This window comes from Streptomyces sp. KL2 (assembly GCF_046529545.1).
GTDB classification, from domain to species: Bacteria; Actinomycetota; Actinomycetes; order Streptomycetales; family Streptomycetaceae; genus Streptomyces; species Streptomyces radiopugnans.
Genome location: NZ_CP127170.1, coordinates 1,533,008 through 1,557,805 on the forward strand (window position 1 = coordinate 1,533,008; position 24,798 = coordinate 1,557,805).

The 24,798-nt window shown below is 75.0% G+C and carries 17 protein-coding genes and 1 riboswitch; of the genes, 7 read left to right on the top strand and 10 right to left on the bottom strand.

Annotated features, from left to right (window positions below; genetic code table 11):
* The first annotated feature begins 224 nt into the window (after positions 1-224).
* Positions 225-3,173 carry a glycoside hydrolase family 3 C-terminal domain-containing protein gene (locus tag QPK52_RS06830; protein ID WP_410536146.1) on the top strand — a complete coding sequence of 983 codons (2,949 nt, stop codon included), beginning with the start codon at positions 225-227 and terminating at the stop codon, positions 3,171-3,173.
* 104 nt (positions 3,174-3,277) lie between these two features.
* Here QPK52_RS06830 and QPK52_RS06835 read toward each other — a convergent pair whose 3' ends face one another.
* Positions 3,278-4,732, bottom strand: coding sequence for an aldehyde dehydrogenase family protein (locus tag QPK52_RS06835; protein ID WP_410536148.1), 1,455 nt, complete (start codon positions 4,730-4,732; stop codon positions 3,278-3,280).
* A 256-nt stretch (positions 4,733-4,988) separates the two neighbouring features.
* Between QPK52_RS06835 and QPK52_RS06840 the strand changes: the two genes are divergently transcribed.
* Positions 4,989-6,320, top strand: a complete 1,332-nt coding sequence (locus QPK52_RS06840) for a M14 family metallopeptidase (RefSeq protein ID WP_410536150.1) — start codon at positions 4,989-4,991, stop codon at positions 6,318-6,320.
* A 46-nt stretch (positions 6,321-6,366) separates the two neighbouring features.
* Here QPK52_RS06840 and QPK52_RS06845 read toward each other — a convergent pair whose 3' ends face one another.
* Both QPK52_RS06845 and QPK52_RS06850 read right to left on the bottom strand, forming a co-directional pair.
* The gene (locus tag QPK52_RS06845) at positions 6,367-8,073 is read right to left on the bottom strand and encodes a PucR family transcriptional regulator (protein WP_410536152.1); all 1,707 of its coding nucleotides are present in this window, start codon (positions 8,071-8,073) and stop codon (positions 6,367-6,369) included.
* 221 nt (positions 8,074-8,294) lie between these two features.
* On the bottom strand, positions 8,295-10,373 hold the full coding sequence (locus QPK52_RS06850; protein ID WP_410536154.1) for an ATP-binding protein: 2,079 nt from the start codon (positions 10,371-10,373) through the stop codon (positions 8,295-8,297).
* Positions 10,374-10,717: 344 nt separating this feature from the next.
* On the opposite strand from QPK52_RS06850, the gene gabT reads away from it, so the two are divergent.
* Positions 10,718-12,070, top strand: coding sequence for a 4-aminobutyrate--2-oxoglutarate transaminase (gene gabT, locus QPK52_RS06855; RefSeq protein WP_410536156.1), 1,353 nt, complete (start codon positions 10,718-10,720; stop codon positions 12,068-12,070).
* Between the two features lie 371 nt (positions 12,071-12,441).
* Positions 12,442-13,083 carry a phosphatase PAP2 family protein gene (locus tag QPK52_RS06860; RefSeq protein ID WP_410536158.1) on the top strand — a complete coding sequence of 214 codons (642 nt, stop codon included), beginning with the start codon at positions 12,442-12,444 and terminating at the stop codon, positions 13,081-13,083.
* Here the strand turns inward: QPK52_RS06860 and QPK52_RS06865 are convergent.
* Positions 13,080-13,742 (bottom strand): DUF4190 domain-containing protein, encoded by a 663-nt coding sequence (locus QPK52_RS06865; RefSeq protein WP_410536160.1) that lies wholly within the window; start codon positions 13,740-13,742, stop codon positions 13,080-13,082. The two genes, QPK52_RS06860 and QPK52_RS06865, sit on opposite strands and share 4 nt — an antisense overlap.
* Before the next feature lie 97 nt (positions 13,743-13,839).
* Between QPK52_RS06865 and QPK52_RS06870 the strand changes: the two genes are divergently transcribed.
* Positions 13,840-14,877 (top strand): adenosine deaminase, encoded by a 1,038-nt coding sequence (locus tag QPK52_RS06870; RefSeq protein WP_410536162.1) that lies wholly within the window; start codon positions 13,840-13,842, stop codon positions 14,875-14,877.
* An 81-nt stretch (positions 14,878-14,958) separates the two neighbouring features.
* On the opposite strand, the gene QPK52_RS06875 is transcribed toward QPK52_RS06870, so the two are convergent.
* The gene (locus QPK52_RS06875) at positions 14,959-16,407 is read right to left on the bottom strand and encodes a gamma-aminobutyraldehyde dehydrogenase (protein ID WP_410536164.1); all 1,449 of its coding nucleotides are present in this window, start codon (positions 16,405-16,407) and stop codon (positions 14,959-14,961) included.
* A gap of 294 nt (positions 16,408-16,701) precedes the next feature.
* Between QPK52_RS06875 and QPK52_RS06880 the strand changes: the two genes are divergently transcribed.
* The gene (locus QPK52_RS06880; protein WP_410536166.1) at positions 16,702-17,451 is read left to right on the top strand and encodes an ABC transporter ATP-binding protein; all 750 of its coding nucleotides are present in this window, start codon (positions 16,702-16,704) and stop codon (positions 17,449-17,451) included.
* On the top strand, positions 17,433-18,665 hold the full coding sequence (locus QPK52_RS06885; protein WP_410536167.1) for a hypothetical protein: 1,233 nt from the start codon (positions 17,433-17,435) through the stop codon (positions 18,663-18,665). The genes QPK52_RS06880 and QPK52_RS06885 overlap by 19 nt, the downstream gene beginning before the upstream one ends.
* 90 nt (positions 18,666-18,755) lie before the next feature.
* On the opposite strand, the gene QPK52_RS06890 is transcribed toward QPK52_RS06885, so the two are convergent.
* From QPK52_RS06890 to QPK52_RS06910, 5 genes are all read right to left on the bottom strand, one after another.
* Complete coding sequence (locus tag QPK52_RS06890) at positions 18,756-19,793, bottom strand: ABC transporter ATP-binding protein (RefSeq protein ID WP_410536169.1); 1,038 nt, start codon at positions 19,791-19,793, stop codon at positions 18,756-18,758.
* 2 nt (positions 19,794-19,795) lie between these two features.
* Entirely contained in the window at positions 19,796-21,469 is a 1,674-nt protein-coding gene (locus QPK52_RS06895; RefSeq protein ID WP_410536171.1) for an ABC transporter permease, read from the bottom strand.
* Position 21,470: 1 nt separating this feature from the next.
* Complete coding sequence (locus QPK52_RS06900; RefSeq protein WP_410536172.1) at positions 21,471-22,571, bottom strand: thiamine ABC transporter substrate binding subunit; 1,101 nt, start codon at positions 22,569-22,571, stop codon at positions 21,471-21,473.
* A riboswitch (TPP riboswitch) is annotated at positions 22,566-22,700 on the bottom strand. It overlaps the preceding gene by 6 nt.
* A gap of 89 nt (positions 22,701-22,789) precedes the next feature.
* Positions 22,790-23,896 (bottom strand): 23S rRNA (adenine(2503)-C(2))-methyltransferase RlmN, encoded by a 1,107-nt coding sequence (gene rlmN, locus QPK52_RS06905; protein ID WP_410536173.1) that lies wholly within the window; start codon positions 23,894-23,896, stop codon positions 22,790-22,792.
* Positions 23,897-24,116: 220 nt separating this feature from the next.
* Positions 24,117-24,692 carry a hypothetical protein gene (locus tag QPK52_RS06910; RefSeq protein WP_410536175.1) on the bottom strand — a complete coding sequence of 192 codons (576 nt, stop codon included), beginning with the start codon at positions 24,690-24,692 and terminating at the stop codon, positions 24,117-24,119.
* Positions 24,693-24,798 lie beyond the last annotated feature (106 nt).

The window sequence follows — 24,798 nt, forward strand, 5'->3', positions numbered from 1 at the left end:
GCGAAGAAACACCGAAGCACCGGAAGCGACCTGGATACAGGCAGTTCAGGGGTCCGAGCGGTTGTCTGCCGTTCAGCTCCTTGACACCCGGCCCGGTGCCCCGCCAGCATCGAAGCGCTTCGAATCGCGTACTGCCGTATCGCCGCACGCACCACCGCGCGCACCGCCGAGCGCATCCACCGCGCGGTGGCGGCCGCCCATCTCCCGGAGGGGACCTTCCGCACGTGAGCACCGACCAGCCGCCCTTCCGCGACCCGGCGCTGCCGGCCCGTGAGCGCGCCGCCGACCTGCTGGCGCGGCTCACGCCCGACGAGCGCGTCGCGATGCTGCACCAGTTCGCCCCCGCCGTGGAGCGTCTGGGCGTCGCCGCCTTCCGCACCGGCCAGGAGGCGCTGCACGGCGTGGCCTGGATGGGTCCGGCCACCGTCTTCCCCCAGGCCGTCGGGCTCGGGGCGACCTGGAACGACGAACTGGTGCGGCGGGTGGGCGAGGCCGTCGGACGGGAGGTGCGCGCGATGCGGGCCCGCGACCCGCGCGTCGGGCTGAACGTCTGGTCGCCCACGGTCAACCTGCTGCGCCATCCGCTGTGGGGGCGCAACGAGGAGGGCTACTCCGAGGACCCTCATCTGACCGCCGCGATCGCCACCGCCTACACCCGCGGCCTGCGCGGCGACCATCCCACCCGCTGGCGCACCGCCCCGGTGCTCAAGCACTGGCTGGCGCACAACAACGAGACCGACCGCGACACGTCCTCGGCCTCGGTGCGCCCGCGCGTGCTGCACGAGTACGAGCTGCCGGCCTTCCGCGGCCCGGTCCAGGCGGGTGCGGTGGCCGGGGTGATGCCCGCGTACAACCTGGTCAACGGCCGCCCCAACCACCTCTCGCCGCTGCTGGCCGAGCAGTTGCGCACCTGGTGCGACCACGACCTGGTGGTGTGCTCGGACGCCGGCGCGCCCAGCAACCTGGCCGGCTCCCAGGGCTACTTCGACACCCATGAGGAGGCCACCGCCGCCGCCCTGCGCGCCGGGGTGGACAGCTTCACCGACCACGGCGAGGACTCCTCGCAGATCACCGCCCGGGTGCGCGGCGCGCTGGAGCGCGGGCTGATCGGGCAGGAACACGTGGACGCGGCGGTGCTGCGGCTGCTGGCGATGCGGTGCGCGCTGGGCGAGTTCGACCCCGAACCGTTCGACGGGAAGGCCGCGTTCGACACCCCCGGGCACCGGGAGCTGGCGCGCGAGGCCGCCGAGCAGGCGATCGTCCTGCTGCGCAACGACGGTCTGCTGCCACTGGCGGACGGAGCGCGGGTGGCGGTCGTCGGGCTGCTGGCCGACGAGTGCAAGCTCGACTGGTACAGCGGCGCGCTGCTGCGCCGCTCCACCCCGCTGGACGGACTGCGGGAGCGGTTCGGCGCGGACCGGGTGGTGTACGCCGAGGGCGCCGACCGGGTGCGGCTGGGCTGCCCCGGCGGCTGGCTGGCCGTGCCCGAGGCCGGCCCCGGTGAGCGGGTGTCCGGCGACCCGGCGGCCGGGGGCGCTCTGGACCCGGCGCTGCTGCGCGGCCGCACCGATCTGCCCCCGCTGACGGTGAGCGCCGTCGCCGGTGAGGAGTTCGCGCTGGTGGACTGGGGCGGCGGGGTGCTGACGCTGCGCGCGGGCTGCGGCCGCTACCTGTCGGTCGCCGACGACGGCCTCGTGCGGGCCTCGGCCGAGCAGCCGGGCGGCTGGGTGGTCCAGGAGACCTTCGAGCTGGAGCCCCACGACGGCGGACACCTCCTCAGGCACCGGGGGACGGGCCGGTACGTGGAAGTCGCCGCCGACGGCGTCCGGGTTGCCGCCGACGGCGGGCCGGGCACGGTGTTCGCCGTGGAGACCGTCCGGCGCGGCGAGGACGAGGTGCGCGCCGCCGCTCTGGAGGCCGATGTGGTGGTCGTCGTCGCGGGCAACGACCCGCACATCGGCGGGCGCGAGACCGAGGACCGCGCGACCCTCGCCCTGCCGCCGCAGCAGGACCGGCTGTGGCGGGCGGCCCGCGCCGCCAACCCGCGTACCGCGCTGGTGCTCACCTCGGCCTATCCGTACGCGGTGGGTGACGCCGACGAGGCGCTGCCCGCCCTGCTGTGGACCGCCCACGGCGGGCAGGCGGCCGGGGAGGCGCTGGCCGCCGTGCTGGCCGGCGACGTCTCACCGGGCGGGCGGCTGCCGCAGACCTGGTACGCCGACGACGCCGATCTGCCCGGTCTGCTGGACTACGACGTCATCGGTGCGCGCACCACCTATCTGTACTTCGACGGCACACCGCTCTATCCGTTCGGCCACGGCCTGTCGTACGCCTCCTTCGGCTACGGCGAGCCGGAGGTCTCCTGCGACGGCGGGACGCTGACCGTCCGCTGCGCGGTGACCAACACCGGCGCGGTGGCGGGCGACGAGGTCGTACAGCTCTATGTGCGCGCCGCCGGAACCACCGAAGCCCCTGGGGCCGCCGGTGCCGGCGGCATCGGCGGGCGCCGGCTGCCCCGCCCGCACCGCGCGCTGGCGGCCCACCGCCGCATCCGGCTGGACCCGGGCGCGTCGCGGGAGGTGGAGTTCACCGTCCCGGTCTCCCGGGCCCTCGGCTTCTGGGACGTGGCCCACGGCCGGTGGCGGGTGGCACCGGGCGCCTACGCCGCCGACATCGGCGCCTCCAGCGCCGACGTCCGCCGCAGCGCGGTCTTCCGCGTCGACGGCGAGCCCGGCGCCCCGCGTCCGGTGGCGCGGATCCGGGCCGCCGACTACGACGAGCAGAGCGGGACCGAGCTGGTGGACCTGAGCCGGGAGCGCGGTGACGCGGTCGCCCCGGCCGGCTCCGAGGCGGCCGAACTGGTCTTCCGCGACTGCGACTTCGGAACCGGTGCCGGTTCCGTGACGGTGGAGGCCGCCCGCGCCGAGCCGGGCGAGGCGGAGATCGTGCTGCTCCTGGAGGGCGGCGACGAGGGCGGCGGGGGCGCCCGCGACGGCCGCGTCCTGGCCCGTCTCACCGTCCCCCACACCGGCGACCGCTACGCCTACACCACCGTGCGGGCCGTCCTGGACGATCCGCCCTCGGGCGTGTGCGATCTGCGCGTCGCCCTGCACGGCTCCCTCAGACTGGCCCGCCTGGGCTTCGGCGGGCCCTCTTCCGCCGAAGCCACCTGACGACAGGCGGGCCCGCGCCGCGGCCCGGCCCTCCTTCCGGGGCCGGGCCGCGGCGGCCGTCCGGGCGTCCGAGCGGCCGGGCAGCCGGGCAGCCGGAGCGGGGGCTACAGGTCCAGGCCGGTGAGGACCATCACCCGCTCGTAGGTGTAGTCCTCCATGGCGAACAGCACGCCCTCGCGCCCGACACCGGACTCCTTGGTGCCGCCGTAGGGCATCTGGTCGGCGCGGTAGGAGGGCACGTCGCCGATGACCACGCCGCCGACCTCCAGGGCACGGTGGGCGCGGAAGGCCGCCTGCAGGTCGTGGGTGAAGACCCCCGCCTGCAGGCCGTACTTCGAGTCGTTGACCGCGGCGAAGGCGGCCTCCTCGCCGTCGACCGAGGTCAGCGTCAGCACGGGCCCGAAGACCTCCTCGCAGGAGACCGTGGCGTCGGCGGGCACGTCCGCGAGGACGGTGGGGGCGTACGAGGCGCCGTCGCGCTTGCCGCCGGTCAGCAGCTTCGCACCGGCCGCGACCGCCTCGTCCACCCAGGACTCCACCCGCTTCGCGGCGTCCTCGCTGATCAGCGGGCCGACGTCGGTGGCGTCGTCGGCGGGGTCGCCGGTGACCTGCGCCTCGACGGCCTCGACCACCCTGGGCACCAGCCGGTCGTAGACCGAGGCGTCGGCGATGACGCGCTGGACGGAGATGCAGGACTGGCCGCCCTGGTAGTTGGAGAAGGTCGCGATGCGCTGCGCGGCCCGGTCCAGGTCGGCGTCGGAGGAGTAGTCGGCCAGCACGACGGCCGCGCCGTTCCCGCCCAGCTCCAGCGTGACGCGCTTGCGGGGCACCGCGTCCAGGATGGACCAGCCCACCGGGCCGGAGCCGGTGAAGGAGATGACCGGCAGGCGCTCGTCGGCCACCAGGGACGGCATGCGGTCGTTGGGCACGGGGAGCACCGACCAGGAGCCGGCCGGCAGGTCCGTCTCGGCCAGCAGTTCGCCGATGAGCAGCCCGGACAGCGGGGTGGCCGGGGCGGGCTTGAGGATGATCGGCGTGCCGACCGCGATGGCCGGGGCGACCTTGTGGGCGCACAGGTTGAGGGGGAAGTTGAACGGCGCGATGCCCAGCACCGGCCCGCGCGGGAAGCGGCGGGTCAGGGCGAGGCGGCCGGTCCCGCCCGCGTCGGTGTCCAGCCGCTGCGCGGTGCCGCCGTTGAAGCGGCGGGCCTCCTCGGCGGCCCAGCGGAAGACCGACACGCAGCGGCCGACCTCGCCGCGGGCCCACTTCACGGGCTTGCCGTTCTCGGCGGAGATCAGCCGCGCGATCTCCTCGGCGCGCTCGGTGAGCCGCCGGTGGACGTGGTCCAGGGCGGCGGCGCGCACATGCGCGGGGGTGGCCGCGAACTCCGCGGCCACCTCTGCCGCGGCGGCCACGGCCTGCTCGACCTGGGCCTCGGTGGGGACGCTGACGGTGCCGACGGTCCGGCCGTCCCAGGGCGAGGTGACCTCGAGGGTCTCGTCGCCGGTCGCCTCGCGGCCGGCGAGCCAGAACGCGTGTGGGGAAGTCGCTGTGGTCACTGCGTATCCCGGCCCTTCCGAAGTGGTGGAGCGGTGGAGGTGGTGATCGGGGCCGGGCTGCTGCGCGGCCGGCTCCTGGCACCACCGTAGGGGCCCGGGCCGTACGGGACTCTTGTCCGGCGCGTATCACTCGGGTTGTTCCGCGCACCGCTTTGGCAGGTACGGCCCGCTTGCCCGCCCGCCGCTTTGCCGCGACCATGACACGGCACGGAACGCACCACCCCCACCCGTCGAACTGGACACCCCAGGAGACGCGATGCGTAGACGTCCTCACGGGCGGCGGACCCTCACCGCCGCCCTCCTCCTCACCCTCGCACTGGCCGTTCCGCTCGGGACCCAGGCCACCGCCGCTCCCGGAGACGACGGCCGACGGGCCACCCCCGCCGGCGAGCGGCAGTACGAGATCGCCGGGATCACCGGCGTCGAACAGCGCACGGCCATCGCCCGTACGGGTGCGGCCGTCGACGCGGTGCGCGAGCACTCGGTGGTGGTCACCGCCGACGCCGCGCAGGCCGAGAAGCTCCGGAAGGCCGGCCACAGCCTCACCGCGCTGCCCGCTCCCCCGCAGCGGGGGGCCGGGAGCGACGGTGCTCGCACCCTCGACTACCCGCCGAGCGACTCCGGTTACCACAACTACGCCGAGACCATGGCGGCCATCGACGGGTACGTGCAGAAGTACCCGTCCATCATGGCCAAGAAGGTCATCGGCAAGACCTACCAGGGCCGCGACATCGTCGCCGTCAAGATCAGCGACAACGTCTCCGCCGACGAGAGCGAGCCGGAGGTGCTGTTCACCCACCACCTGCACGCCCGCGAGCACCTGACCGTCGAGATGGCGCTCTATGTGATCCGGGAGTTCGGGCAGCGGTACGGCAGCGACTCCCGCATCACCCGGATGGTGAACGCGCGTGAGCTGTGGGTCGTCGCGGACGTGAACCCCGACGGCGGCGAGTACGACATCGCCTCGGGCACCTACCGCAGCTGGCGCAAGAACCGCCAGCCCAACTCCGGCTCCTCCTACGTCGGAACCGACCTCAACCGCAACTGGTACTACAAGTGGGGCTGCTGCGGCGGCTCCTCCTCCAGCCCCTCCAGCTCCACCTACCGCGGTCCGTCCGCCGGGTCCGCGCCGGAGGTGAAGGTCCTCGCCGACTTCGTCCGCAGCCGTGTGGTGGGCGGGCAGCAGCAGATCAAGGCGCACATCGACTTCCACACCTACAGCGAGCTGGTGCTGTGGCCGTACGGCTACACCTACAGCGACACCGCTCCGGGGCTCACCCAGGACGACCGGAACGCCTTCGCCACCGTCGGCAGGGCGATGGCCGCGTCCAACGGCTACACCCCCCAGCAGTCCAGCGACCTGTACATCACCGACGGCACGATCAACGACTGGCTGTGGGCCGAGCACCGCATCTTCAGCTACACCTTCGAGATGTACCCCGGTCCGAACGGGCGGGAGGGCTTCTACCCGCCCGACGAGGTGATCGAGCGGGAGACCAGCCGCAACGAGGAGGCCGTCCTGCTGCTGCTGGAGAACGCCGACTGCATGTACCGCTCGATCGGCAAGGAGCAGCAGTACTGCTCCTGACCCACTGGCGCACTGACGCCCTGAGTGGCACCGGCCCTTCCGGGAGTCAGTCCTTCCGGGACCGCCCCTGGTCCCTCCGGACCGGGGGCACGGTCGCCGTCGCCTTGAGCGCCAGCCACAGCTCCATCCGCACGTCCGGATCGTCCAGCGACCGGCCGAGGATCTCCTCGACCCGCCGCATCCGGTAGCGGAGGGTGTGCCGGTGGACGCCGAGGTCGGCGGCGGCCGCGTCCCACTGCCCGTGCCGGGAGAGCCAGGCGTGCAGCGAGGCGACCAGGTCGCCGCGGCCGTGCGCGTCGTGCTCGTACAGCGCGCGCAGCATCCCGTCCGCGAAGGCTCGCACCGCCTCGTCGGCCAGCAGCGGGAGCACCGAGCCGGAGGCCACGTCCTCGTGCTCGACCAGCGCACGGCCGCGGCGGCGGGCGACGGACAGCGCCTGTTCGGCCTGCTTGAAGGCCACGGCCGCGGAGGCCAGCCCGGCGGGCGCCGACACGCCGACGACCACCGTGTGCTCCGTGCCGGCGCCCGCCGGGCCTCCCCCGCCCGCCGTCTCGGCCCGGCTCGCGAAGTCCGCACAGGCCGCCGCGGCGGCGCCGCCGTCCGCCACCAGCCCCACCAGCCGCCGGTCGTGCCGGACCAGCAGCACCGACTCCCCCGCCCGGGCGGCGGCCGACTCGGTCTTCTCGGCGAGCGCCTCCACACCGGCGGGCAGGGCGCCCTCCGGCTCCCCCGCCTCCCCCGCGGCGCCGCCGCTCCCGCCCTCACCGGACTCCCGGGCGTCCACCGCCCTGCGCCGTCCCGCCGCGCCCTCGGCCACGACCACCCGCAGCGGCTCGTCCAGCAGCGTGCCGTAGAGCGAACCGGCGACCGCCCGGGCGTGGTCGGCCTCCCCCGCCAGCAGCATCCGCAGCACCGCCGCGCCCAGCCTCTGCTCGGCCTCCAGCAGGGCGCGGGAGCGCTCGGTGGTCAGGGTCAGCAGGGCCACCGCGGAGTTGACGGCGTAGCGCTCGGCGGTGCCCGGCGGGGCGCCGGTGCCGACCGCGAGCACGGCCCTGACCCGGCGCCCGGAACCGATCGACTGCAGCTCCACCCGGTCGCCCGCCCGGCCGCCGGTCCCGCTCACCACGGCGCTCGCGGTGGCGGAGCGGTCGCACAGTCGCCGCACCTCGCCGGTCAGCTCGGCGGCGCGGCGGGAGGCCCAGGACGGGGCGGCGGCGACCAGCGCGCCGGAGACGTCGTAGAGCGCGGCCCAGCCGTCCACGTGGGCCGCCAGCTTCGCCAGCAGACCGGATGTGCCGCGCGCGGAGAGCACGGCGCGGGTCATCTCCCGCTGGGCCTCGAACCCGGCCTTGACCGCGCGGTACTGCTCGGCGGCGTTGGCCGCCGAGACCGCCTTGCCGATGGCCAGGAACGGGGTGCGCCGGGGCACCTCCAGCAGCGGGAAGCCGGCCTCGCGGGCTGCGCCCAGCAGCGCCGGCGGCACCGTGTCGTAGGCGACCCCGGCCGCGAAGCCCAGCCCGACCACACCGGCGGCGTCCAGCCGGGCGACGTAGCGGCGCATCGCCTCCGCGTCCTCGACATCGAGCTTCATCGCGGTGACCAGCAGCAGCTCCCCGCCCTCCAGATACGGCACGGGGTCGGCCAGCTCACTGACGTGCGCCCAGCGCACCGGGGCGTCCAGCCGCCCCTCGCCCGCGAGGACGGCGAGCTTGAGGGAGGAGTGCTGGACCAGCGAGGCGAGGGTGATCGGCATGGCTGACCTGAGGCCCTTTCCGGCGGTCGACCGCCGGCCGGCGGCCCGGCAGGCGGGGGAGGAGGGCGGCGGGTACTGTCCGTGCGGTAGCAAGGATAAGGCCGCGCCGCCACCGACCGTACGGCCGCACGCGCCGTCGTGCGCCCTCCCGCGCCCACCCGTCGCGCCGCCTCCCGCCCCGAAGCCCGCGCCCGCCGTTCCCGGCCGCACGCGCGCCCCGGCTACTCCCCGAGCCGGGTGAGGACCGGCGGGCTCGCCTCGCCCCGGAAGGTGGTCAGCGACACCACCGCGTGGCCCGGCGGCACCTTGTGCGCCAGGTCGGAGGCGGACCAGCGCTCTCGCTGGACCGTGCGCACGGTGACCGAGCGGGTGGTCGCCCGCACCCCGGTGAACAGGGTCCGGATCCCGCGCAGGGCACGCCGGAGCGTGCCGCCGGAGAAGTCGGGGTTGTGGGTGACGTCCTCGGTCTTCACCCAGTCGCGGCCCCATGCCTGCGCGAACACCTCGCCGTCCCAGGTGCTCACCCCCGACAGCACCACCCGGCAGCCGACCGCCCCCACCGCCGCCGCACGCAGCGGCTCGGGCACCTCGTCCAGACTGCGCAGCGCCAGCACCACCCCCGCGTTGGCCGTCCGCAGCCGCTGGACGGCGCGTACGGAGGCGGGGGTGAGGGTGTGCGCGGCGTCGTCGAGGACCAGGCAGGCGAACAGGGACCGTTCGTCGCGGTCGCGGGCGCAGGCGGTGAACTGGGCGAGCAGCAGCCGGGCCAGCAGCCGGGAGGCCTCGGCGTGGCCGCGTTCGGGCAGGTCGATCCGCACTCGCAGCGGATGCGCCAGATCGCGCACGGCGAAGGGGCGGGTGGTGCCACCGGTGTCGAAGAACCCGGCGAACGCGGGCCGGTCCAACAGCGCGATCCGGTCCGCGAGCAGCGGGCCCGGATCGCCGGGCCGCCCGGACTGGCGCTCGCGGGCGTCCAGTTCGCGCAGGGCCGCGCCGTCACCGGCCGCCTCGCACGCCTGGCGCAGCGCGGCGAGGGCAACGGGCACCCCGTCGAGCAGCTCGCGCAGCTCGGGCACGGACGGGAAGCGGCCGTGGGCACTGCGGTGGGGGCCGATGAGCTGGGCGAGGGCGGTGGCGGCGCGGCGGGTGTCGGCCTCGCCGCCGAAGCCGCCCGCACCGCCGGGGCCCACCGGGCCGCCGGGCGCGTCCCCGACCAGCGCCTCGGCCAGGACGGCGGCGGCCTCGTCCGGGTCGTCGGTGCCGCCGTAGAGGTCTAGGTCGTGGGGGCTGCCGGGGTCGCCGAGCCGGATCACCACGTCGTAGGCCTCGTCGGGGCCGAGTCCGGCTCCCGCCGCGCCCACGGCGACCACGGCGGCCCGCCCGGCGAGGGCCTGGAGGGCCAGGGACTCCACCACCGGCCGCACCACCCGGCTGGTCTTGCCCGCCGCCGACGGCCCCACCACCAGCATCGAGGTGCTCAGCAGCGCGGGCTCCAGGGCGAGGCGCACGCCGCGGTAGGCGTAGGGGTTGCGCTCCTCGTCGGGCGCGGCGCCCAGCCGCACCTGTCCGGTCAGCAGATCGTGCCGGGCCGCCCGGACGGGCAGGTCGCGGTCGCCGGAGGGGTGGGCGAAGGCGGCGGCTCCCCGGTCGAGCACGGCCTCGGCGAAGGCGGGCAACTGCTCGTACCGCGACCGCGCCGCCTGCCAGGCGCGGTCGATCCGGACGTAGTCGACGTCGTTCATCCGGCCGCCCTGGATCTCGGCCGCCAGCCGGTCGGCCGCGGCGTGCTCGCCCACGGCCCGCAGCTGGGGCCACAGCGCCGGGTCGGAGGGCCCGCCGGGGGGCTCGGCCGCCGGGGCGGCCGACCCGCCCGCCCCTCCCCCGGCCCTCTCCGTCCGACGCAACCGCGGGCGCACATGGCGCCGCCAGATCTCGCCGCCCCGGGCCATCCAGACGACAACCGAGAAGAAGACGATGGTGAACAGGTACTCGTAGATCTTCGCTGCCCGGACGAATGCCACGTGGTCTCCACCCGGCTCACGCCAGGAGTCGGGCGTGAACCATTCCAGCGGCTTCACCCAGAACTCGATGTAGCCGTTCCAGCACAGCGACCACACCAGCAGCCCGCAGAGCATCACCAGCGCCGCACCGCCCAGCAGCTGCCGGTCCTCCATCCGGTCGGGGTCCTCCGGCGGCCTGGGACGGTGGCCGTACCGCCAGATCCCGGGGCCGGCCTCGGGCCGCGGGGTGCGCAGCCACTCGCCCAGGGGCGGCCCGGCCGCGGGCGCCTGCCGCGGCATCGGGGGTACGGGCGGGGCCGGCGGCATCACCGGCAGGTCCCCCCGTCCACCGTGCGCCCCGCGCGGGTCCCGTGGATCCCCCGCCCCCCATGCCCCGTGCGCCCCGCCGTCCACCATGCCCCGCCCAGCTCCTCGTCCGGCACGCCCTCGCCCGTCCACCGTCCCAATCTAGTCTCCGGGAACCGCGGTTGGCCGCCGTACACGACCGGCCATGTCCACCGCGGCCAACACGACACGGACACTTCTCCGCGGCGGTGCATGTCGACGTGCCCTCCCCCGGCCTAGCCTGCGAGAAACCACACCCTTGAACACCCCTTCGCACCGATGAGCCCGAGGAGTCTGCCATGACCGAACTGTCCGGAGGCCCCGCCCTCCCCCAGGAGCGCCGCGTCGTCACCGCGATCCCCGGTCCGAAGTCGCAGGAGCTGATGGCCCGCAAGCAGGCGGCCGTGGCGGCGGGCGTGGGGACGGTCATGCCCGTGTTCGCCGCCCGCGCCGGGGGCGGCGTCCTGGAGGACGTCGACGGCAACTCCTTCATCGACCTGGGCTCCGGCATCGCCGTGACCTCGGTCGGCAACAGCGCCGAGGCCGTGGTGCGCCGCGCCGCCGCCCAGCTGGAGCGGTTCACGCACACCTGCGTGATGGTGACCCCCTACGAGGGCTACGTGGAGGTCTGCGAGGAGCTGGCGAGGCTCACGCCCGGCGACCACGCCAAGCGGTCGGCGCTGTTCAACTCGGGCGCCGAGGCTGTCGAGAACGCCGTGAAGATCGCCCGCTCGTACACCGGGCGCCAGGCCGTCGTCGTCTTCGACCACGGCTACCACGGCCGCACCAACCTCACCATGGCGCTGACCGCGAAGAACATGCCCTACAAGCAGGGCTTCGGCCCGTTCGCGCCCGAGGTCTACCGGGTGCCGGTCGCCTACCCCTTCCGCTGGCCCACCGGCCCGGAGAACTGCGCCGAGGAGGCCGCGGCCCAGGCGATCGACCAGATCTCCAAGCAGGTCGGGGCCCGGAACGTGGCCGCGATCGTCATCGAGCCGCTGCTGGGCGAGGGCGGGTTCATCGAGCCCGCCAAGGGCTTCCTGCCGCGTATCGCCGAGTTCGCCCGCGACAACGGCATCGTCTTCGTCGCGGACGAGATCCAGTCCGGCTTCTGCCGCACCGGCCGGTGGTTCGCCTGCGAGGACGAGGGGATCGTCCCGGACCTGATCACCACCGCCAAGGGCATCGCCGGCGGCCTGCCGCTGGCCGCCGTCACCGGCCGTGCCGAGATCATGGACGCCGTGCACTCCGGCGGTCTCGGCGGCACCTACGGCGGCAATCCGGTGGCCTGTGCCGCCGCGCTGGGTGCGATCGAGACGATGCGCGAACTGGACCTGAACGCGAAGGCCCGCCGCATCGAGGAGATCATGAAGCCCCGGCTGGAGAAGATGGCCCAGCAGCACGGCGTGATCGGCGAGGTCCGCGGCCGGGGCGCGATGATCGCGATCGAGCTGGTGAAGCCCGGCACCAAGGAGCCCCACCCCGAGGCCACCGCCGCCGTCGCCAAGCACTGCCACCAGGCGGGCGTGCTGGTGCTGACCACCGGCACCTACGGCAACGTGGTCCGCTTCCTGCCCCCGCTGGTGATCGGGGAGGATCTGCTGAACGAGGGCCTGGACGTCGTCGAGGAGGCCCTGGCGAGCCTGGGGTGACACCCGGGACGGTCCCGGAATGATCCCGGAACGAGGAGCTGCGTGAAGAACGTGTGCGGGGGCCATGGCCTTGCGGTGACACGCCTGTCCGCCGCCCGCCGTCTGCCGTACGGTCTTCCTCGGAAGAACGCAGTGTCCCGCCCGCGGGTTTCCGCGGACGGTGCCGAGCCGGTGATTCCCCTCATCCGGCCCGGCCGTGCCCTCGCGCACACTCCTCACCGATCGGACGGCCGCCCGCCCCATACCCCCCGGGGCGAGCGGTGACCGGTCGCCACGGCGGCCCCGGAACCCTCCCCCCTGTTCCGGGGCCGCCGTTCCGCGTTCCGCGGCGGCTCCCGGTCCCGGCTCGGCTCCTGACGGTCCTCCTGGCGGTGGTTCTTCCCCTGCTGCTCTTCGCCGCGGTCACCTGGCAGGTGACCGCGGGCGGCCCGCTGGCGGAGGGGGACGAGCGCCTGGCGCAAAAGATGCGCGAGGAAGCCCCGCCGACCGCGCTCGCCGAGCTCCTGGCCGACCTGGGCAACGTCGAGGTCGCGCTGCCCGTCCTGGCCGCGGCGCTGGCGTACGCGTGGGTGCGCGGACGCCGCCGGAGCCGGAGCCGCCGTCCGCCGCCGGCGGCTTCGGCGGCCGCCGCGGCGATGGCCGCCGTACCGCTGCTGGTGGTGCCGCTGAAGGCGCTGACCGGCCGTCCCGGCCCGCTCGGCGGCACCGGCTACTTCCCCTCCGGCCACGCGGCGACGGCCGTGGTCGCCTACGGCGCAGCCGCGCTGCTGGTGCTGCCCCACGTGGGCGACCGGCTGCGGTGGGCCCGGTGGGCGCTGCCGGCGGCGGCCGCGCTGCTGTGCACCGCCGTGGGCGCGGGGCTGGTGTGGCGGGGGTACCACTGGCCGCTGGACGTGCTGGGCAGCTGGTGCCTGGGCGCACCGCTGCTGGCCGCCGTCCTCGCCGTCTCCCGCGGGTCCGGCGGGTCCGGCGGGTCCGGGCGGCGCCGCCCGGACCCGCCGGACGGTTCCTAGAGCGCCCCGGCGGGCGGGCCGTACCCGCCGGCGCCGGGCATCCGGTCCACCACCTGGGTGTGGTTGGTGTCCTCGTGCCAGGAGTCCTCCTCCGCCGGGCCGAACCGGTCGATGTTGAGGAGGAACCAGGTGGCCAGCGCGATGATCACGGCCGAGATCGCGAAGGAGACCACCCCGAGGACGAGTCCGGCCGTCGCCTGGCCGCTGCCGTAAGCCTCGCCCCGCTTGATCCTGCGGCGCGCCGCGACGCCCAGGCCGATGGCGACGGGGCCGGTGACGACGGCCAGGACCGCGCCGTAGAAGGTCGTCACCAGCACCATGCTGACGATGCCGAGGACCATCGCCGCGGTGCAGATGCCGCTGGTCTGCGGTGGCGGAGGGAGCGGCGCCCAGCCGGGCACCGGCCCCACCGGGCCCGCCGGACCGTATCCGTGGCCGGGCTGGGGCGCGGCCCCCGGCCACGGGCCGTCGTGCGCGTACCCCTGCCCGTAGCCCTGGCCGTAACCCTGCCCGGGCGGCTGCGGCGGTGTCCGCGGCGGCTGCCCGGCCGGCGGCACGAACGCCGTCACGGTCGGCCGGTCGGACGGCGGCGCGCCGGCCTCCTGCCCGCCGGCCTTGCCGAGCGGTACGCCCTCCCCCGGGCCCGGGTTCTCCGGCATGTCCCCTCCTCGTCGCGTGTCCGGCCATCGTAGGCGTGTGTGCCACCCGCCCGGCTCCCGCCTACCATGGCCGCGCCCCCGTCCATCTGGAGGAATCTTGCCCAGCCCCGGCAGCGGCGGTCTGTCCGCGTTCATCGCCGGCCTTCCCAAGGCCGAACTCCACGTCCACCACGTCGGATCGGCCTCCCCCCGCATCGTGGCCGAGCTGGCCGCCCGGCACCCGAACTCCGCGGTGCCGGCCGACGAGGACGCTCTCGCGGAGTTCTTCACCTTCAGTGACTTCGCCCACTTCATCGAGGTCTATCTGTCCGTGGTGGACCTGGTCCGCGACGCCGAGGACGTCCGGCTGCTGACCTACGAGGTCGCCCGGGACATGTCCCGCCAGAACATCCGCTACGCCGAGCTGACCGTCACCCCCTACAGCTCGACGCGGCGCGGCATACCCGAGCGCGCCTTCATGGAGGCCATCGAGGACGCCCGCCGGGCCGCGGCCGCCGAGCTGGGCGTCACCCTTCGGTGGTGCTTCGACATCCCCGGCGAGGCGGGGCTGGAGGCCGCCGAGGAGACCGCCCGGCTGGCCTGCGAGCTGCGCCCCGAGGGCCTGGTCTCCTTCGGGCTGGGCGGTCCTGAGGTGGGGGTGCCGCGCCCGCAGTTCAAGCCGTACTTCGACCGCGCGATCGCCGAGGGACTGCACAGCGTCCCGCACGCGGGCGAGACCACCGGGCCGCGGACCGTCTGGGACGCCCTGGACTCCCTGCGCGCCGAGCGCATCGGACACGGCACCAGCTCCGTGCGCGACCCCGAGCTGCTGGCGTACCTGGCCGAGCACCGCATCCCGCTGGAGGTCTGCCCGACCTCCAACGTCGCCACCCGCGCCGTCGCCTCGCTGGACGAGCACCCGATCGCGGAGATGGTCAAGGCCGGGGTGCTGGTCACCGTCAACAGCGACGACCCGCCGATGTTCGGCACCGACCTGTGCACCGAGTACGAGATCGCCGCCCGGCTGCTGGGGCTGGACGCGGCCGGAGTGGCGGAGCTGGCGAAGAACGCGGTGGCGGCCTCCTTCGCGCCCGCGCAGGTCAAGTCCTCCCTGACGGCCGAGATCGACGCGTACCTGGCCGCCTGGCCGCGCTGACACCGGATCGCCGGCCGGCTCCGGCCCGCGCCCGGGAGGGGCGCGGGCCGGGGGCGGCCGGCGATCCGGGGCGCGGTCGCCTCAGAGGGCCGTCATCACGTGCTTGACGCGGGTGTAGTCCTCCAGGCCGTACGCGGAGAGGTCCTTGCCGTAGCCGGACTTCTTGAAGCCGCCGTGCGGCATCTCGGCGACCAGCGGGATGTGGGTGTTGATCCACACGCAGCCGAAGTCCAGCGCCCTGGACATCCGCATCGCGCGGGCGTGGTCCTTGGTCCACACCGAGGACGCCAGGGCGTACTCGACGTCGTTGGCGTACCGCACGGCCTCGGCCTCGTCGGTGAACCTCTGGACGGTGATGACCGGGCCGAAGACCTCGTTCTGGACGATCTCGTCGTCCTGCCGCAGGCCGGAGACCACCGTCGGGGCGAAGAAGTAGCCCCTGTCGCCGACGCGGTGGCCGCCGGTCTCGACCTTGGCGTGGTCGGGCAGGCGCTCGATGAAGCCGGTGACCTTCTCCAGGTGGGTGGGGTTGTTCAGCGGCCCGTAGAAGCAGTCCTCGTCACCGAGGTCGCCGGTCTTCACCTCGGCGGCGGCCTTGGTGAGGGCCGCGACGAACTCGTCGTGGACCGACTCGTGGACCAGTACGCGGGTGGCCGCGGTGCAGTCCTGTCCGGCGTTGAAGAAGCCGCCGTCGCGGATGCCCTCGACGGCGGCCGGGATGTCGGCGTCCTCGAAGACCACGCAGGGGGCCTTGCCGCCCAGCTCCAGGTGGACCCGCTTGACGTCCTTGGCCGCGCTGCCGGCGACCTCCATGCCCGCGCGGACCGAACCGGTGATGGAGGCCATCGCCGGGACGCGGTGCTCGACCATCAGCCGGCCGGTGTCGCGGTCGCCGCAGACGACGTTGAAGATCCCGGCGGGCAGGTCCAGCTCCTTCAGCACCCCGCCGATGATCTCGGCGAGCAGGACGGTGGAGGCCGGGGTGGTGTCCGACGGCTTGAGGACGACGGTGTTGCCCGCGGCCAGCGCCGGGGCGAACTTCCACACGGCCATCATCATCGGGTAGTTCCACGGCGCGACCTGGGCGCAGACGCCGACCGGCTCGCGCCGCACGAAGGAGGTCATGCCCTCCATGTACTCGCCGGCGGACTTGCCCTCCAGCAGGCGGGCGGCACCGGCGAAGAAGCGGATCTGGTCGAGCATCATCGGCAGTTCCTCCTGCCGGGTCAGCTCCAGCGGCTTGCCGGTGTTCTCGCACTCGGCCGCCAGCAGTTCGTCGGCGCGCCGCTCGATCGCGTCGGCGATCTTGAGGACGGCGGTCTGCCGGGTGCCGGGGGTGGCGTCGCGCCAGGCGGGGAAGGCGGCCTCGGCGGCGGCCATGGCCGCGTCGACGTCGGCGGCGGCGGACAGCGGCGCCGTCGCGTACACCTCGCCGGTCGCCGGGTTGACGACCTCGGTGGTGCGCCCGTCGGCGGCGTCCCGGAACTCCCCGTCGATGTAGTTGCGCAGCCGACGCAGTTCGGTGCCCATCTTCGCGCACTCCTGCTCTGTTGTCCGATGAGTGGAACACCCACCCTAACCATCGAAGAACGTGTTGGGCACACCTGCCAGCCCGGGATTTCTTCCGCCCCGGACACCCGAATGGCGGAAATACTGGGGAGAACCCCCGAAGGACCATTCGGAGGAAACTGGGCGGCTCCCGCGCCCGCCGCCACCGCGGCCGCGGCCGCGGTCCGTACCGTGCCAGTGACCGATCCCCCTGGCGCTCGTTGCGAGCCGCCGGGGAGGAGGCACGACCCAAGGCGAGGAGCGGAGGTGCCCGTCATGGTGGCCGCACCCGAGGACCTGCTCCGGGCGCGCGGGCTGCACCACGAGTACGAGGGCTCGCCCGCGCTGCTGGACGTGTGCGTCGGGGTCCGCGAGGGCGAGATCCTCTGCGTCACCGGCCCGCGCGGCTGCGGCAAGTCCACGTTGCTGGGCTGCCTGTCGGGACGGCTGGTGCCGGCGCGGGGCGAGGTGTGGTTCGACGGCGTCCCCCTGCACACCCTGCCCGTGCCGGCCCGCGAGCGGCTGCGCCGCGACCGCTTCGGCTGGATCGGCAGCGAACCGCACCTCCTGCCGGAGCTGACGGTGTGGGAGAACGCCGCGCTGCCGCTGCTGCTGTCGGGCGCCGGGCGGCGCCGGGCCCGCCGCACCGCGTGCGAGTGGCTGGAGCGGCTGGACGTCGGGTACTGCGCCCGCAGCCGGCCGGGCGCGCTGCTGCAGGCGCAGCGGCAGCGGGTGGCCATCGCCCGCGCGCTGGCCCACTCCCCGGCGGTGGTCTTCGCCGACGAGCCGACCGCGCCGCTGCACCAGGCCGATCGCGCCCAGGTGCTGCGCACCCTGACCACCGCGGCCCGCTCGCACGGGATCACGGTGGTGCTGGCCAGCCACGACGCCAGGGTGGCGGCAGTGGCGGACCGCGCGGTCACGCTCGTGGACGGCCGCCGGGTGGGCCCCGACGCCCCGCCGCCCACGGACGCGCCCGTGAGACCCGGTCCGGAGGGCAGGGCAGCGTGCTCGCTCTCCGCCTAGTACGCACCTCCCGTCCCTCGGCGCTGGCACGGCGGACGCTGGTCGCCTGCACCGCGGGAGCCGTGGGATTCCTGCTGCTGAGCGCTCTGGGCCATGCCGTCGCCCACCCGGAGCGGCCCGGCGCGGCGGCGGCCCGGCTGCTGTGGTGCGCGGTGCCGCTGGCCGCCTGTGTGCACCTCGCCGTCACCGCCGTCCGCAGCGACCCGGGCGTACGCCCCCGGGCCGGGCTGGACGCGGTCGGGGTGGGGCCCGCGCGGCTGCCGCTGCTGGCCGCGCTCGCCACGGGCCTGTACTGCGCGCTGGGGTGTGCGCTGGCCCTGCCGGTCTTCCTCCATCTGCGCGGCGGGCTCGGAGGTGTGCTCGGCGGTGCGTTCGGCGGGGCCCTGGACGGGGCGCCGCTGGCCGGAGCGGCGGGTGAGCTGCTGGGTGCCGGGTATCCGCTGCCGCGGGCCGCGGCGCTGACGCTGCTGGCGGTGCCGCCGCTGGCCGCGGCCGGGGCGAGCGCGGTGGCCGCCCGGGTGCGGGCGGTGCCCGGCGGCCACCGGCCGGGACCGCCCGCCGCCCTCCCCCACCGGCCGCCGCCGATGCCGGCCGGGCTGCCCTGGGGGGTGGCGGTCACCGCGACCGGTCTGGCCCTGGAGGCCTACGCCGTCGAGCGGTTCACCGCCTCCGCCGGCCCGCGCATGCCGCTGCCGGGCCCGCTGGACGCCCTGGGACCGGGGATCGTGGCCGGCTGGCTGCTGATCGCCGCGGGGCTGGTGCTGGCCGGTCCGGGCCTGGTCCACCTGTGCGGACTGCTGCTGGCGGTCGGGCGGCCGGGGGTGCTGCGGCTGCTGTCGGGCCGGGTGCTGCGGGAGGAGGCGCCGCGTGTGGGCCATCCGGTGGGGGTGCTGTGCGCGGTGACGGCGGGGGCGCTGGCCGCGGTCCGGCTGCGCGGGTCGGGTGCGGTCCTCGGCGGCGGGGCGCCGGCCGTGGGGCCGCTGGCCGCGCTGGGGACGGCGGTGGTCGTGGTGTGCGCGGTGGCGGGCGCGCTGAGCGCGGCGTCGGAGTTCCGTGCGGCCCGCGCTCCCGCCAACGACGGGCTGCGGCGGCTCGGCGTACCGCGGCGGCTGCTGCGCGCCGCCGCCGCGCTGCGGGTGGCGGCCCTGCTGGGTGTGCTGGTGCCGACGGCCTGGCTGGTGGCGGAACTGGCCTCGGCGCCCCTGGTGCGGTGAGGGCGGGACCGCGCCGCCCTGCCCGCCCGCCGCCCCCGTCCGTTCCCCCGGCCGCGTTCTCCCGCCCGCGCGCATCGGCCCTGCCCGCGCTCACCGCGCGGGCAGGACGACCACCTCTTCCGCGTCGAAGGCGACGGACACGGCGGTGCCCGGATCGGGCGCCGTGTGCAAGGGGCAGGAGGCCTCCAGCGCGGGCCCGCGCTCGGGTGCGAGCAGCAGGGAGATCTCCGAGGAGCCGCCGCCGCGCAGGGTGCGGGCGGTGACGGTGCAGGGCAGTCCCTCACCGGAGTCGGTCAGCCGTACTCCGGCGGGGCGCACCAGCAGGGTGCACGGCCCCTGCGGCGCGCCGGGCGGTACGGGCACCGCGCCCCAGGGGGTGTCCGCGCTCCGCCCCCGCACGGTCGCCGCGGCGAGGTTGGTGAAGCCCAGGAAGCGTGCGACGAACCCCGAGGCGGGGCGGAGCCACACGTCCACCGGGCTGCCGGTCTGGGCGATCCGCCCGGCCTCCATCACCACCACCCGGTCGGCGAGCGCGAACGCCTCCCCCTGGTCGTGGGTGACGGCCAGCACGGTGGTGCCCAGACGGCGGAAGAGCTGCCGCAGCTCCACCACGAGCCGCTCGCGCAGGGACCGGTCGAGCTGGCCGAGCGGCTCGTCCAGCATCAGCAGGCCGGGGCGGGGCGCGAGCGCGCGGGCGAGCGCGACGCGCTGCTGCTCGCCGCCGGAGAGGGCCGCGACCGGCCGCCTCTGCGCCCCGGGCAGGCCGACCAGTTCCAGCAGTTCGGCGACCCGCTCCTCGGTCCTCGCACGCGGTTCGCCGCGCATGCGCGGTCCGAAGGCGACGTTGCCGCCGACGTCGCGGGTGGGGAAGAGCTGGTGGTCCTGGAACATCAGGCCCACCCCGCGCCGGTGCGGGGCCACGCCCCGCTGGTCGCGGCCGGAGAGCAGCACCCGTCCGGCGTCCGGCTCCGTCAGCCCGGCGACGGTCCGCAGCAGGGTGGACTTGCCGCTGCCGGAGGGGCCGAGCACGCAGACGATCTCGTGTTCGGCGACGTCGAGGTCGACGGCGTCCAGGGCGGTGCGGCCGCCGAAACGCACGGTGACGGCGTCCAGTCGCAGCGAGGCCATCCCTACAGCTCCCCCGATCGGTCGGTGCGGACGCCCTCCAGCGCCAGCAGGGTCGCCGCGCACAGCAGCATCAGGATCGTGCTGAGCGCCATGGCCTGGCCGTAGCTGGCCTCCCCGGCCCGGCCGAGCAGGCGGGCGACGGCGACGGGCAGGGTGGGGGCGTCGGCGCGGGCGATGAAGACGGTGGCGCCGAACTCGCCCAGGGAGACGGCGAAGGCGAACCCCGCGGCGACCAGCAGCGCCCGCCGCACCAGCGGCAGGTCGACCTCGCGCCACACGCGCGGCGGTGACGCGCCCAGCATCGCGGCGGCCTCGCGCAGCCGGGTGTCCACGGACCGCAGGACCGGCAGCAGGGTGCGCACCACGAAGGGGATGCCGACCAGGGCCTGGGCCAGCGGGACCAGGATCCACGAGGAGCGCAGGTCCAGCGGAGGGGCGTCCAGGGCGATGAGGAATCCGAAGCCGACGGTGACCGCCGAGGTGCCCAGCGGCAGCATCAGCAGCGCGTCGAGGCCGCGCAGCAGCCGTCCGGCCCGGCCTCCCGGACCGCGCAGGGTGAGGGCGACGGCGGCCGGGAGGCCGACGGCCAGGGCGACGGCGGTGGCGGTGGCCGCGTAGGCCAGGGAGTTGCCGACCGCCTCCAGCGGGGCGACGGTGAAGGTGCCGCCGGCCGCGTCGGCCGAGCCCAGGGCGCGGTAGTGGTGCAGCCCGTAGCCGTCGGGGCCGCTCAGGGACCGCTCGGCGAGCACGGCGAGCGGGGCCAGGAGCAGTACCGCGATCTGGACCAGCACCCCCGCCAGCAGGGCCCGCTGTCCGGCCCCGCGCGGACGGCGGGCGGTGCGGGCGGCGTCGACCAGGCCCAGGGCCGTCCTGCGGCGGCGGAGGGCGCGGGAGTGGAAGGCCATCAGGGCGGCGACCGAGGCGAATTGCAGCAGGGTCAGGACGGCGGCGGTGGGCAGGTCCAGCAGTTGGGCGGTCTGCCGGTAGATCTCCACCTCCAGGGTGGCGTAACCGGGACCGCCGAGGATCTGGACGACGCCGAAGGAGGTGAAGGTGAACAGGAAGACCATCAGCGCGGCGGCGGCGACCGACGGGACGAGCGCCGGGAGGGTCACGGTGCGCCAGGCGGCCCACCGGCTCGCGCCGAGCACCCGCGCGGCCTCCTCCTGGCGGGGGTCGAGCTGCGCCCACAGGCCGCCGACGATCCGCACGACCACGGCGTAGTTGAAGAAGACGTGGGCCAGCAGGATGGCGGTGACGCCGCCGTCCAGCCGCACCCCCCACCACTGGTCCAGCAGCCCGCCGCGGCCGAGCAGGGCCAGGAAGGCGGAGCCGACGACGACGGTGGGCAGCACGAACGGCACGGTGACCGCCGCCCGCAGCACCCGCCTGCCGGGGAAGTCCAGGCGCGCCAGCACGTACGCGCCGGGCAGCGCCAGCAGCAGGGTGAGCGCGGTGGAGGCCGCCGCCTGCCACAGCGTGAACCAGACCACGCCGAGGACGTCGGGGTCGGTGAGGACGGCGGCGATCCGCTCCGGGCGCCATCGCCCGCCGTCGTACAGCCCGCGGGCGGTGATGGCGGCGACGGGGTAGGCGAAGAACAGCGCGAGGAAGACGGCCGGCACCGCAGCGAGCGCGAGGCGCGCCGCCGTCCCCGCGCGTATGCCCGTCCTCACCTCACGACGACCGCACGACGGCCGAGGTCCACGCCTTGACCCACGCCTCGCGGTTCTCGGCGATCTTCTCCGGGGCCATGGTGCGGGGCTCGTCGATCGTCTCGCCGTACCGGGTGAAGACCTCGGGCAGCTCCGCGTCCTCGCGCACGGGGTTGACGAACATCTGCAGCGGCAGGTCCTCCTGGAAGGAGCGGCCGGTCATGAAGTCCAGCAGCGCCTTGCCGCCCTCGGGGTTGTCCGCGCCCTCGAGCAGCCCGGCGAACTCGATCTGGCGGAAGCAGGTGCCGGTGGCCACCCCGGTGGGGGCCTGCTCGGGCGCGGGGTCGGCGCCGAGGACCTCGGCGGGCGGGCTGGAGGCGTAGGAGACGACCAGCGGCCGGTCGCCCTTGCCCTTGCCGCCGGAGGAGCCGGAGAAGCGGTCGTAGTACGCCTGCTCCCAGCCGTCGACGACCTCGACGTCGTTGGCCTTCAGCTTCTCCCAGTACTGCGGCCATCCCTCGCCGTACTCGGCGACGGTGGCCAGCAGGAAGCCCAGTCCGGGCGAGGAGGTGGCGGCGTTCTCGGTGACCAGCAGGCCCTTGTAGGCGGGCTCGGCGAGGTCGTCGAGGGTCTTCGGCGGGGCGATGCCGCGCTCGTCGAAGTAGGCGCGGTCGTAGTTGACGCAGACGTCGCCGGAGTCGACGGGGGTGACGCGGTGCTCCTCGGCGTCGAGCTGGTACCGCGCCGGTATCTTCGCCAGGCCCTCCGCCTCGTACGGCGTGAACAGGTCGTTGTCCAGGGCGCGGGAGAGCAGGGTGTTGTCCACGCCGAACAGGACGTCGCCCTGCGGGTTGTCCTTGGACAGGATCGCCTGGTTGAGGGAGGAGCCGGCGTCGCCGCCGCGCAGCACCTTCACCTTGTAGCCGGTCTTCTCGGTGAACTCCTCCAGCACGGCCTCGGAGGCCGCGAAGGAGTCGTGGGCGACCAGGGTGACCGTCTTGTCCTTACCGCCCTCGCCCCCGCCGTCCCCGGAGGACTGCGAGCCGCCGCACGCGGTGAGGGCGGAGAGGGTGAGCGTGCCGAGAACGGCCGCGCCCAGGACGCGGCGGAGCTTGGTGTGCACTTTCTTCTGACTCCCTACGCCGGTACTAACCGGATCAGGTCCGAGGGTCTGCGGCTCCCCGGGCGGCCTCTCGGCTGCTTCCGGCGACACCGCACTCTCAGCGCTGTACGCGCTCCCCTGTCGGTTCCGCTGTTTCGATGCCTGTGTTCGCTACTGGTGTTTCGCTGCTGTGTGCGACCGCTGAGGTCCCCGCCACCGTACCAGTGGCGGGCGCGCCCTCAGCGCTCGGTGGCGGCGAGCTGTCCGCAGGCTCCGTCGATCTCCTGCCCGCGTGTGTCCCGGACGGTCACCGGCACGCCGTGCGCCTCCAGTCCGGCGACGAAGGCGCGCTCGTCCTCGGGCCGGGAGGCGGTCCACTTGGAGCCGGGCGTGGGGTTGAGGGGGATGAGGTTGACGTGCGCCCTCTTCCCCGCCAGCAGTCGGCCCAGCAGGTCGGCGCGCCACGCCTGGTCGTTGATGTCCCGGATGAGGGCGTACTCGATGGAGACGCGGCGGCCGGACTTCTCGGCGTACTCCCAGGCCGCGTCGAGGACCTCGCGGACCTTCCAGCGGGTGTTGACCGGCACCAGGGTGTCGCGCAGCTCGTCGTCGGGCGCGTGCAGGGAGACCGCCAGTCGGCACTTGAGCCCCTCGTCGGCCAGGCGGTGGATCGCCGGGACCAGCCCGACGGTGGAGACGGTGATGCCGCGCTGGGACAGGCCCAGGCCGTCGGGCTCGGGATCGGTGAGGCGGCGGATGGCCGCGATGACCCGCTTGTAGTTGGCCAGCGGCTCGCCCATGCCCATGAAGACGATGTTCGACAGCCGCGCGGGACCGCCGGGCACCTCGCCGTCGCGCAGGGCGCGCATGCCCTCGACGATCTGGTGGACGATCTCGGCGGTGGACAGGTTGCGGTCCAGTCCGGCCTGCCCGGTGGCGCAGAAGGGGCAGTTCATGCCGCAGCCGGCCTGGGAGCTGACGCACATGGTGACCCGGTCCGGGTAGCGCATCAGCACCGACTCCACCAGTGTCCCGTCGTGCAGCCGCCACAGCGTCTTGCGGGTGGTGTCGTCGTCGCAGCTGACGTGCCGCACCACGGTCATCAGCTCGGGCAGCAGCTCGCCCGCCAGCCTCTCGCGCGCGGCGGCCGGGATGTCGGTCCAGGTGGCGGGGTCGGTGGCGTACCGGGCGAAGTAGTGCCGCGACAGCTGCTGGGCGCGGAACGGCTTCTCGCCGATCGCGGCGACGGCCTCGCGCCGCTCGGCCGGGGCGAGGTCGGCGAGGTGCCGCGGCGGCCTGGCGGCCCCGCGCGGCGCGACAAAGGTGAGTTCTCCGGGTGCAGGCATAACCCGTCCAGTGTCGCAGATCGACTGCGGCACTCCGGGCGCGAGCGGGTCGGCGGCCATCGCCCGGTGGCTTCCGCTGGCTTCCGCACGGCCCGGGACGGCCCGGCGGGGTCCTTCGGCCACGCCGCTTCCGCTGCCGGCACGGACGTCGCCGCGCTGTCCCGTCCCCGCCCGGACCGGCCGGCCCGCCGCCCGGAGGGGCCGTGCGAGGGGTTGTTCCTCAGAGCTTGCCCGCCACCAGGACCGTACGGTGGCCGCCCAGCGCGCGTGCGAGTCCTTCGAGGAAGCCGGCGCTGAACTCGGGCCAGTCCCAGAACTCGAAGCCCAGATGGCCGAACGCGTAGTGGTCGCTCTCCCAGTTCCACGCGGCCAGGTCGCCGGCTCGGCCGCAGTGCGGGCAGGCGACGGCGGCTCGCCCGGTGTCGCACCAGGTGCCGATGGCCTTCTCGAAGGGCTCCCAGGCGCCCTCGACCGCCTCCCACTCGTCGGTGTACAGGTCCACGTGGGCGGCGCAGTGGGGGCAGGCGGCGTACATGGCATCGCCCTGGCCGCCGTGGAAGGCGGTTGGGCCCGTCTCGATGTTGAGTCCGTCGCCGGGTTCCCAGTCCCGGTGCCTGACGGCCTTGCTCCAGAGCGGACCGGGCGGATGTCCCAGCGGGGCGCCGAGAACGCAGTCGGTGCGCTCGGCGCGGACTATCCCCTCGGCGACGAGCCAGGCGAGACCGCGGGCTGCGAGGGACGGAGCGTCCGCCGGCGTGGCGTCCAGGTCGACGACGGTCTGGAAGTGGCTTCCCATGGGGTGACGATAGAAGACGCCGCCGACAGCGGCCGAGGGTCCGGCCTGCGCCCGATGAGCCGGGGTGCCGGGGGTGCCGGGACGGCGGGCCGCCGGGGTGGAGCCG